Origin of the sequence: Mycobacterium sp. NPDC050853 (assembly GCF_040653875.1) — a bacterium.
Classification (GTDB): domain Bacteria; phylum Actinomycetota; class Actinomycetes; order Mycobacteriales; family Mycobacteriaceae; genus Mycobacterium.
In genome coordinates, this window is record NZ_JBFAGW010000002.1 from 348,063 (window position 1) to 359,963 (window position 11,901).

The following is an 11,901-nucleotide window of genomic DNA, read 5'->3' on the forward strand; positions in this document are numbered from 1 at the left end:
AATTGAGCTAAGCCTGCGGCTGGTCACCCTGCTCCAGGACGACGAACGCCGCCGCGGTGTCACCGTCGTGGGTCAGGGTCACGTGCACCGTCATATCGGCCAGGTACTCGGCTATCGCCCCCGAAAGCCGAATGCGCGGACGCCCCCACGTGTCCGTCACCACCTCGATATCGCGGTGGATGTTCTCCGGCAGCACCGGCCGCTGCGAGTATCGCGACCCAGACCACGCCTTGATGACGGCCTCTTTCGCCGCCCAACGCGCTGCCAAGTACCGTGCCTCGCCACCGGTCTTTGAGGCCGCGTCACGCCGCTCCCCCGGCGTAAACGCGGACCCGAAAGCCGTTCCGGGACTGGCCAACTGCTCCCCGAACTCGGAGATGGTGACCAGGTCGATCCCGATACCGACAACGGTCACCGGTGGTAGACCTCGTCCTCACTCAGGCGCGCACCCGGATCCAACAGCATGGACGCTTCCTGACGCTTCTCCGACTCATCGTGATCGTGGTCGAAGCGACGCCCGTCCGGCCGCTCGTACATGGGCCGGCCGCCCGCCATCGCCGACGCGAGTCGACGCTGGCCCTTGAGAATGCGCTCGTGCGAACGCTTCTCGTAGTCGTCGCGATCCTCCGGACGCAGCGAGGCGATGAAGGCCTGCGGGTGCACCAGCGCCACCAGGCCCGATACGTGACCGAAGCCCAGGCTCGTCACCAGACCCGCCTTCAGCGGCAGCTTCTCCTTGAGCGGTAGCGACTCACGCAGCCATACGAAGTGCTGGCTGGTGGCCAGCTCGTCATCGACACAGTCCAGGCTGCGGTTCGGCGGGATGACCCCGTCGCGCAGCACCTGGCACAGGCCCAGCATCTGGAACACCGCGGCGCCGCCCTTGGCGTGACCGGTCAGGTTCTTCTGCGAGATGACGAACAGCGGCGCGCCGTCCGAGCGCCCCAGCGAGGCCGCAAGCCGCTCGTGCAGCTCGGTCTCGTTGGGATCGTTGGCGAGCGTGGACGTGTCGTGCTTGGAGATCACGGCGATGTCATCGGCCGTCACGCCCAGCTTGTTCAGCGAGCGCGCCAGATCCGAGTCCTTGCCGCCACGCCCGGCCGCCAGCGCACCCAGACCCGGAGCCGGGATCGAGGTGTGCACACCGTCACCGAAGGACTGCGCGTATGCAACCACCGCCAGCACCGGCAGACCCATCTTGAGCGCCAGGTCACCGCGCGCCAGCAGCACGCTGCCGCCACCCTGCGCCTCGACGAACCCGAGGCGACGACGGTCGTTGGCACGCGAGAATCTCTTGTCCGCAATGCCCTTGGCCCGCATTGTCTCGGTGTCGGCAGTCGCGGCCATGTCACCGAATCCGATGATGGCCTCCAGCGTCAGGTCGTCGAAACCACCGGCCAACGCCAGATGCGCCTTGCCGAGCCGGATCTTGTCGACGCCTTCCTCGACGGACACCGCGGCGGTGGCACAGGCCGCTACCGGGTGGATCATCGAACCGTAGGAACCGACGTACGACTGAACCACGTGCGCGGCAACGACGTTCGGCAGCACCTCTTGCAGGATGTCGTTCGGCTTGTTACGGCCCAACAGGTTTCCGTGGTACATGGTCTGCATCGAGGTCATGCCGCCCATACCGGTGCCCTGGGTGTTGGCCACCAGGCTCGGGTGCACCCAACGCATCAGCTCGGTCGGGGTGAAGCCCGCCGACAGGAACGCATCCACCGTCGCGACCATGTTCCACAGCGCCACCCGGTCAATGGATCCGACCATGTCCGGGGTGATACCCCACACCGTCGGATCGAAACCGGTCGGGATCTGCGCGCCCACGGTCCGCGACAGCTTGGTCTTGCGCGGGACGCGAACCTCGGTGCCCGCTCTGCGCGTCACCTGCCAGTCGCTGCCCTCCGGCAGCGGCTGGATAACGGTGTGCTCGGGATCCCACCTCACGAACTCGCGGGCCTCGGCCTCGGTGGCCACCGTGAAGGTGAAGTCCTTGTCCAAGAACACCGAAACCAGCAGCGGCGAGGCATGATCGGGATCGATCGCACCGTCGTCCACGAACTCGCGGACACCGATGTTGGCTACCACCTTGTCGTGGTAGCGCTCCACCAACTCCGACTCCGGCACCAGTTCACCGGTTTCGGCGTCGTACCAACCGGCCTCGGGGTCGTTCTCCCACTTGACCAGTCCAGTGGTCCAGGCAAGCTCCAGCACACCGGCCGCCGACAGTTCGTCGCCGACCTCCATCTCGTAACGGGTACGCGACGAGCCCAGCGGGCCGAGCTCGCCACCACCGACGATGACCACCAAATCGGCCGGGTCGACATCGAGGTCGGCCCATTCCGGCGGCAGCGCCGAGGTGTATCCACGCGGCGGAGATGGCAGTGCCGCAATGAAATTCGGATCGTCTTCATCGTCGGAGGCCGTGGCGGCTTCGGCCTTCGCCTTGGCTTCCATTTCCTCGCGGGCCTTCGCGGCCAGCTCGGCCATATCGAGTTCAACCTCGGCCAGCCCACCGGTGAGATCCTTCTCGACCGGTGCCTGCGCGGCCTGAACCCGTGCCTCCGGGGTGCACAGCGCCAACAGCATGGACGCCATATCCGCGGTGGAGTACGTGGTGACTCCCGCCTCTTCCACGCCGGTGACGATGGCGTCGTTGTGACCCATCAGCCCGGTGCCGCGGGTCCAGCCGATCAGCGCGTGCGCCAGGCTGACGCGCGATGCCCACGACGACTCCGCCTTCCAACGAGTAACCAGCGCATCGAGGGCCGCCTTGGACTCGCCGTACGCACCGTCGCCGCCGAACATTCCGCGGTTCGGCGAACCGGGCAGCACCACGTGCAGACGCGAGGCGATATCGCGCTCGGCACCGATGGCGGACAGACCGCCGATGAGCCGTTGCACGGCCCACAGCAGCACCTTCATCTCCATCTCGGCACGCGCGCCGGCCTCCGACAGATCCCCGACTACCTTCGGTGCGGCGAACGGGAATAACAGGGACGGGGTCTGCGCGTCCTTGAGGTGAATCGACATCGGCCCAAGGTTTTCCGACTGCTCGGTGCCGACCCACTGCACCAATGCGTCGATATCGGCGTACGAGGCCATATTGGCCGGTATCACCCACAGCTTGGCGCTGAACCGTGCGCTCTCCCGATACAGGTTGCGGTAGAAGGCCAAACGGTCCTCGTCAAGACGCGAAGTGGTGGCGATAACCGTCGCTCCACCGGATAGCAGCTCGGCCACCACCGACGCGGCGATCGAGCCCTTGGAAGCACCCGTCACCACCGCGACCTCGGTACCCCACTTGCCGCTATCCGGGCTCTCGGCTCCGGCGGCAATGCGTCCGAATAGCGAGGCGTGGACATTGCGTCCCTGCGCCAGCGACTTGCCCTGCCACCAATTCGCCTGCGCGGCAACAGCGTGCCCGGCACCTTCAAATCGGAGGCCCAGACTCTGCCAATCCTGGTCAATCTCGCCTTCGTCGGTGATCCACAACCGCGCCAAATCCTCGCGGGCGCTGGCCCAGCGATCGTCGAACACCACGGCCTTCTTGCCGTCGAACGTCGGAGCCACCAAACGTGGCCAATCCGAGCCCAACTCGGCAGATACCAGCTCGACGAGCTCGGTGTCGGTGGCACCGTCGGGAGTGACGACCGGGGCCGCGAGGCCCAGCTGATCGAGCACCAAACGGGCCGCCGAGGCGAGAACTCCGTCGCGACCAGTGATCTGGTCGGTGAACTCGCTCAGCGCGGCGGCATCGACCGTCGCGCCGGCGCCACCGCCCGCCGAAGGCAGCGTTACGCCGACACCGCGACGCGCAGCCACCGCGGCAACTGCAGCGTCGATCGCCGCGTCCACCGCATTGCCGTCCGTCAGCGTGCTGGCCGCCAGGCCGCCGAGATCGCCGCCGCGGACGCTGGTGCCCTCACGGGTACCGAGTGCCAGCTCGAGGGTCACATGCTTGACCCAGCCTTCGCCGAGCTCCCAGGTCTTGCGCACCCGCTCGCCGATGGCGGCGGGACGCTTACCCGACGGTCCGAAGACCGTCTTGAGCTGATCATTGATCGAGTCCGACAGCACCGGGCCGAAAGGCTTGTAGGTGCGCGCCAATTTGGTGACCTGCGTCCGCAATCCGGACAGGTCCGCCTCCGCGGCTCCGTCGATAGCGCTCAGGTTCAGCTCCGAACCCAGGTCGACCAGCAGCTGGTTACGACGCGAGGAGGCGCCGTCGGTGAGGCTCTCGATGGAGTCCACCGGCTCGATCTGGTCGATGCGCATTTTCGTGGACAAGGCGATGAGCCCAAGCGTCGCATCGGAGGCGTCGAACCCGATATCGTCCGGCCGCGGACCACCGCTGGGTGCGGCGGGGGCGGCAGCCGGGGCGGCCACGGCGGGCGCGGCGGCGGAATCCGCCGGTGCGGCAGCCTCTTCCGGCTCGGGATCGGGTTCAGGATCGGTATCCGTGCCGAACAGCACGGCGTGGTCGCGCTCGACGTTGAGCACCTCGACCGAGCTGTGGCTGAACTCGGGCAGCTTCAGGGTGTTGTTGGCCAGACCGGCGACGGTCGGCATTGACTTCACACCCACCTCGACGAATCGCTCGACACCGAGTCCGCCCGCGGCCTCCTCGGTGAACAGCAGATCCTGGGTCTCGATCCACCGCACCGGGCTGGCGAACTGCCAAGCCAGCAGCTCGATAAGCACCTTGCGGCACAACAACACCGGCTTCTCGTTACGCCAGGTGTCGTAGTCGGCGAGTACCTCATCGAGCGGCTCGGCAGGAACCAGATCGCGGATCTCCTGGATGAATTCGCGGTCCAGGGTGAACGGCTTCGGCACCAGGTTCGGGATGTACTTGCCGAGGATCAGGTTTGGGTCGCTGTCCATTGGCAACACCCGCTCCAGGGCACGGCGGAACTCGGCGACACCGACCCGCAGCACCTCGGAATGGAACGGCACGTCGATACCGGGCACCATGATGAAGGAGCGCCGTCCACCAAACTCTTCGCGACGCTTCTCGACCTCGGCCTCCAGCAGCTCCAGACCGCGCACCGTCCCGGCGATGGCGTACTGCGAACCGCGCAGGTTGAAGTTAACGATCTGAAGAAACTCTCCAGAGCGAGCCGCAATCTCCGCGACGAACGCGTCGACATCGGCATCCTCCAACGCGATCTGCGACGGACGGATGGCAGCCAGACGATAGTTGCTGCGGCCCTGCTCATCTCGGGGCACGATGTCGTGCATCGCGGACCCACGGTGGAACACCACTTCCAGCAGACCATCCTGTGGGATGACTCCGCTGACGGTGGCCAGCGCGGTGTATTCACCAACCGAGTGGCCGCAGGTGATGGCGTCGTCGACGAAGGCTCCTGTCTCCTTCATCTCTGCGATCTGTGCGGTCGCCACGGTGGCCATGGCCACCTGGGTGAACTGCGTCAGGTACAGCACCCCCTCGGGGTGCTGGTAGTGGACGCCACCGGCGACGAGGCTGATCGGGTTGTCCTTGACGACGTGCAGCACCGAGAAGCCAAGACGTTCACGGGTGAACTTGTCGGCGTTGTCCCAGACCTTGCGAGCGGCCTTGGAACGCGAACGCACGTCCATGCCCATGCCCTTGTGCTGGATTCCCTGGCCCGGGAAGGCGTACACGGTCTTGGGGGCCGCGAGCCGAGCGGTCGCAGACATCACCAAGTCGGTGCCGACCTTGGCCTGAATTTCCACAACCTCTGCACCGGAATCGATTCCGACACGGTCCACGCGCACGTCGACCTCGTCACCAGGCTGCACCATTCCCAGGAAGCGAGAGGTCCAGCCGACCAAGGTGCGGGGCGGAGTGCTGGAGGTGTCTGCTGAGGTGACCACGTGCTGCGCGGCGGCCGAAAGCCACATACCGTGCACGATGGGCGATCCCAGCCCTGCCAGCAGCGCGGCCGACTTGTCGGTGTGGATCGGGTTGTGATCTCCCGAGACCACCGCGAACGCCCGCATGTCGGTGGGCGCGAAAATCTTGACGTCACGACGGCGACGACGAGTCGTGTCTGCCTCGTGCTCGGAGAGTGCACCACCGGCACGCACCGGGTCGCCCAGCTCGGCGGCCCCGTTGCGACCCAGGATCGCGAACCGCTCCTGCAGGGTGGCCAGCACGGTGCCATCAGCCGTCGCCACCGTGACGTCGACCGGGACAACCCGGCCAACCTCGGTGTCGGTGGCCGCGGAAGCCGTTGCGGTGACGGTCAGTTCGGCATTCTCGGCGGGCAGCGCGGAGATCAGGTGGGCTGCGTGATCCAGGTGCACCAGCGAGAGCAGACCCTCGATCACTCCGATGCCGTCCTGGGTCTTGGCATCGCCGATGGCGGCAAACACCGCAGGCCAGCACAGGCCGACCAGTGCGTCGGGCACGGTCGACGATCCGGGAGCCAACGGCGCGGGAAGCACCGCGGTGACGCCCGTATGGTCCGCGACGCGCTCCGGATCCCACTGCGCGACAACCCGTACCGTTCCGTTATTCACTAAAGGAAGATCCGCTGAGTCATCAAAGCCAGCAGCCACCGCGAGCACGGTCCGCATGGCCGCGGCGGCGGCTTCGGTGGTCACCACCGGGGTGCCACCGTCACGGGTGGTCGTAGGCAGGGTCAGGTCGATATCGACCCAGGTGCCCGACAGCGGCACGCTCAGACGCACGGCGTCATCGCCGGTGACCTCAAGGCGGGCACCGGTCGACGGGTGTGAAGCAGTGCGGTCCTCGAAGACCTGCCACGCTCCGTCGGGAGCGATCCGATGCACGGGGTTGACGGCAATGCGTCCGGACCACAACACATCCGGCGCGTCCAGCACGGTCGCCAACGGACCCTCGACATCCCAGCGGCGACGCAGGCGCGAGCGCACCGGCAGCGGTTCCACACCGGCGGCCACAACCTCGTCGATGGCAGTCTGCTCGAAGCGGTCGAGCAGCTCGCCCACCGGCTCGTCGACCCGGGTGATCCCGGCAACCGCGGCGGTGCCGGGAATGATGCACACCTGCTCGGCGGTGTAGCGGGCATCGTGGGCCTGCCACAACGAGTCACTGCGCCACCAGCGGCGCACATCCTTGTCGATGACGGGCACGAAGTTGACCGGCTTGCCCAGCGTCTTGCACAGCGCGACGAAGAACGGCACATCGGCCGGGTGCAGCTTGATGGTGGCCGCGTCCGGGTAGCGCTCAAGAAGCCCGGCAATGGCCTCGGCCGGGCGCTCCAACAGCGACTCATCGACGAACAGGGTCTCGACGGGCCCGAAGTCCTTGGGGTGCAACCGGGCCTCGGCGCGCTTGAGCATCTGCTCGAAGCGGTCCCGCCAGGTGACGTCCAACCAGGGCGAGTGCGCCACGACGGTGTCGGCGGTGCTGTCGCCGTCACCGATGGACAGCTCAACGTAGCGGCTCAGCCACTGCGCGTATGTCATCTCCTCGACATCGCCGAAGTACTGCTTGGCGGTCAGCTCCATCGCGGCGACGATCTCGTCGCGGCGCTTGGCCACCGCATCGGCGTCACCGGCGACCTCGTCGAGCAGACGACCGCAGCGCGAGGCCGCATTGTCGATCTCGTGAATATCGGCGCCCAGCTGGCTGCGCCCGGAAGCCATGCCGCCCTGTGCTTTTCCGGCGGGAACCCAGGTGGGTGTGCCCGCGGTCTCGACCAGCATCTGCTTGACCGACGGCGAGGTGGTGGCCTCCAGTGTGGCCATCGCCGCGGTGCCGACCAGGATGCCGTCGACCGGCATCAGCGGGAATCCGAACTTCAGTGCCCAACGGCCGCTGAGGTATTCGGCTGCCTGCTCGGGCGTACCGATACCGCCACCGACACACACGGTGATATTGGAGCGCGAACGCAGCTCCGAGTAGGTGGCCAGCAGCAGGTCGTCGAGGTCCTCCCAGGAGTGGTGTCCACCGGCGCGGCCACCCTCGACGTGCATGATGATCGGGCGGGTCGGCACCTCGGCCGCGATACGCACGACGGAGCGGATCTGCTCAACAGTGCCCGGCTTGAACACGATGTGACTGAAGCCGATTTCGGTGAGCTCGTCGATGAGCGCGACGGCTTCTTCCAGCTCGGGAATGCCGGCGGTCACGACTACACCGTCGATCGGCGCACCGGCCTGACGGGCCTTCTGCACCAACCGCTTCGAGCCAACCTGCAGCTTCCACAGGTAGGGGTCCAGGAACAGCGAGTTGAACTGGATCTGACGACCCGGCTCCAACAGGCCGGTGAGTTCTTCAATGCGGGCGCTGAAGATCTCCTCGGTGACCTGCCCGCCGCCGGCGAGCTCGGACCAGTGACCCGCGTTGGCAGCAGCCGCAACGATTTTCGAATCGACGGTGGTCGGCGTCATACCCGCCAACAGGATTGGCGAGCGCCCGGTGAGACGGGTGAACTTGGTGGACAGCTTGACCGAGCCGTCGGGCAGCGACACCACGGTCGGCGCGAAGCTGGACCAGGCGCGGGCGACCTCGGGAACGGCGCCGTGGGTGAACAGGTTTCGCTGTCCACCGCGGGTGGCGGTAGGTACGATCCCGATCCCGAGTCCGCGGATGACCGGGGCGGTCAGACGGGTGAGGAGGTCACCGGGGCCAAGATCCAGGATCCAGCGGGCACCGGCGTCGGCGACATGGCTCACCTCATTCACCCAGTCGACCGGGGCGACGAGGACGGACTCGGTCAAGGCCTTGGTCAGCTCGACGTCGAGGCCTGCAGCGGCCGCCCAGCGGCCGGCGATCTCGACACCATCGGCAAGGCGCGGAGAGTGGAAGCCCACCTCGACATTGACCGGGTCGAAGACCGGGCTGAAGACCGCGCCCCCGCGCACCTTGTCCTTGCGCTCGGCGGCCTCGCGGTCTGCGATCTGCTCGCAGTACAGCTCGAACCGTGACAGCTGCTCGGGGGTACCGGTGATGACGACGGAACGGCGTCCGTTGCGGATGGATAGCGCAGGCGGCTGAACGGTGCGGACATCCTGAGCGAAATCGTCGAGTAGCGCCTTAATACGTTCGGGGTCGACATTGGTCACCGACACCATGGGGGTGCGGTTACCGCGCACCACGATGCCGCGGCGCCGCGCGACCAGGGTCGCCGCGGCACCCACCAGCTGAGCGATGGCGAGCAGCTCGACATCGCGAGCACCGTGGGCCTTGAGCGCCTCGACCGCGAGCACGCCCTGCGAGTGTCCGACGACGGCGACCGGCGGGAGCTGGGCCAGATCCAGGCCTTGGATCTTCAATGCGCGGACAGCAGCCAACTGGGCCAGCAGTACACCGGGCATGGAGACCGCGGCCGAGGTGAGCTGCGCGGCGACAGGCACAGGCTCCTCGGCGGTCAGCGCACGCATCCAGGTGAGCGGCGTGAAGCCGACCGGACGCACCACCACAAGTTCCTTGGCGACGGGCTCCAGGAGCAGCTCGGCCTCACCGGCCAGGGTCGCCAGCTCCGATTCGATACCGGCCGAGGCCGCGAGGTCGGCGAGTGACTCCAGCCAATCGCTGCCTTGACCCCCGAAGGCCACCGCGTAGGGCTCACCGGACTCCAGGCGATCGATCAGCGCGGGACCCGCACTGGGACCCGGATCGGCCGCACCGTTCGCGTCGGGGCCCTCAGAGCTGGTCACCTTGTCGTACTCGTTGATAGTCACGTCGCCGCTACCCGTCTTTCCGTCAGTCGTGAATCCAGCCGTACCCCGTGTCGTCGTCTCTGTCGATCGGGATTGATTGAGGCCGTGTTTTCGTATCGGTATCCGCATCACCGCAGGTCTGGACTTAAGAGTGTCATAAGAGGGGTGGCGATATCTTCTGGCGTAATAGTTACTGCCGAGTTCTACGCAGGAGTAACCACCGCTTACGTAACGGCAGGCCAAGTGCTGGCAACCAACCGCCCAATCAAACGCGCTGCATGCGGGTGGTTACGGCCGAGTAGGTATAACATCGCAGATCAGACATTGATTGTTATCGAATCGTTATGCTTGATTCCGGTAGCGGCGACCGCGTTCGCGCGTGTCGCGTTCGGCGCCTTCAACACGGTCATCCACACCAGGAAAAGCCAGAACATGTGTCATAAGTTTGCTGGCATACCAACGCGTTTCCAACTTGTGTTACCAGTGCGACTGGTGATGTTTAGCCAGCTACGTATCCGACCGCGAAAATGCTCAGGAGGCGCGTCAGCGCTGGTGAGACTCGACGCCTAGACCCACTGCCCGAAATTGGGCTGAAGAATGTCGTTGAGGTCGACGCCGATTCCTCCGACCTCGCGCTTGTCGATCTCGAACTGATGCAGATGAGCCTGGGGATGGACGAAGCCTTTAGGGCTGCCCCAATTGTGCTGCCAGAAGTACGAGCACAGCCCGTCCTGCAGGGCCCAATCGATGGTCTTGGAGTTGCCGTACAGCCCGGTGCGGGCATGTCCCAAAACCGACTCCCAGGCCTTCAGGTACGGCGCCACCTGGTTCTTGTACTGCTCAGGTGTCGGGTTGTCGTCGACCGAGACGTAAATCGGCACGTTGTAGGAGCCACCGGCGGCGACGTGCAGCTGCCACCCGCGTTGCGCGTGTTTGATTCCTGCGTCATGGCCACCGAGCCAGTCCGCGGTGTCCTGCTTGCCGTATTGGTAGTTGGAGACGATCTTCAGGCCGGCGCGATACAGATCGCGCGCTTCGGCAAGTTTGATGGGCTTACCCGCCGACAATCCCGGGCTGCGCGGATCCGATACGTACCGAATCGCACCCAGGTGTCCGGCGGCCTTGATCGACTCCGGAGACGGGACACCACCGGCGTAGTCGATGAGTGTCCCGAGCGAGGCAGCGTTCGCCCGCGCAGCCGTCAGGGAGGCTGTGGCACCTCCCAGTGCTACCGCGGCGGGTATGCCAGCGGCGTATTTGAGGACACCCCGGCGGGATATGGACACCACTACCTCACTGAAGCTGTTCGAAGTGCTGTTTTGCAGAACTCAAGCCTCAGATTACGACAACTGCCTCAACAAACACGGTAGCCACGCTAGTCACATACGCCACAGCGGCGTCTAGACGGGCGCCTACGCGTCCGCGATCCGAAACACCTCGTCGGCGATCAATCGCGGTTCGGTGAGGACAACCTGATGTCCGGATTTGCGAGCGAGCACATGGCGCGCCCCGAGCCGATGCGCCGTCACCTGATGGGCGGCGTTCAGCTCGGACCGTGTCTCCTCGTTCAGAAACTCCGCGCGGGCTCCCGATATGACGGTGATGGGAATGCCGCCGAACATCGGCGGGTTGTCGCGCAACCGGGCCATCCCGTCGACAAAGCGGCGCTCCTCCTCGTTGGCGGCGCGTCCAGCCCGCCACGTGAGGTCTTCGGACGTCATATCGTCGATTACATCGCGCGGCATCCGGGGCATCATGCGGCGCACGAGGTGCGCCAGCAGACCCACCCGCCCCATCGCGTCGAGCGTCGCACGATGGATGAGCCCGAGGATCCGCATGCCGATCGAGGCCGGACGGAAATAGGAATCCAGGTTCTCGTCAGAGTGGTCGACGAGAACGATGCCCGCGATGCGTGACGGATCAGCCGCCGTCGTCGCCAGCGCGATGGTTCCGCCGTAGCTGTGCCCCACCAGGATGTAAGGCCCCGAATCGAGGGCCGTCAGCAAGGCGCCCAGGTCCGCGGTGATTCGCTCCAGCGTGCGCGGCTCCGGGTCGTCACCACTGCGCCCCAAGTTCGCACGGTCGTAGACCACCGACCGAAAACGCTGGGCGACAAGGGGTTGCACTAGACCCCAGGCCGACCGCGAGAAACCCATTCCCGATTCGAACACCACGGTCGGCTCACCGGATCCGGCGACCATGTAGTGCAACTCGCGCCCGTCGGCGGTCGTCACGTAGTTACTCGACCCCAGGGTGTGGCTC

Annotated in this window: 4 protein-coding genes; all 4 read right to left on the reverse strand. The window is 66.0% G+C overall.

Features of this window, described 5'->3' with window-relative positions:
• Positions 1-7 precede the first annotated feature (7 nt).
• The 4 genes from AB0H22_RS10050 to AB0H22_RS10065 all read right to left on the reverse strand — a co-directional run bounded on the left by AB0H22_RS10050 (position 8) and on the right by AB0H22_RS10065 (position 11,873).
• The gene (locus AB0H22_RS10050) at positions 8-415 is read right to left on the reverse strand and encodes a holo-ACP synthase (RefSeq protein WP_180751674.1); all 408 of its coding nucleotides are present in this window, start codon (positions 413-415) and stop codon (positions 8-10) included.
• Positions 412-9,660 carry a fatty acid synthase subunit beta domain-containing protein gene (locus tag AB0H22_RS10055; protein WP_358146520.1) on the reverse strand — a complete coding sequence of 3,083 codons (9,249 nt, stop codon included), beginning with the start codon at positions 9,658-9,660 and terminating at the stop codon, positions 412-414. Before AB0H22_RS10055 ends, AB0H22_RS10050 begins: the two co-directional genes overlap by 4 nt.
• Before the next feature lie 545 nt (positions 9,661-10,205).
• On the reverse strand, positions 10,206-10,928 hold the full coding sequence (locus AB0H22_RS10060) for a DUF1906 domain-containing protein (protein ID WP_180751672.1): 723 nt from the start codon (positions 10,926-10,928) through the stop codon (positions 10,206-10,208).
• 123 nt (positions 10,929-11,051) lie between these two features.
• Positions 11,052-11,873: an alpha/beta hydrolase gene (locus tag AB0H22_RS10065; RefSeq protein ID WP_358146710.1), complete on the reverse strand. Its 822-nt coding sequence runs from the start codon at positions 11,871-11,873 to the stop codon at positions 11,052-11,054.
• Positions 11,874-11,901: the final 28 nt, after the last annotated feature.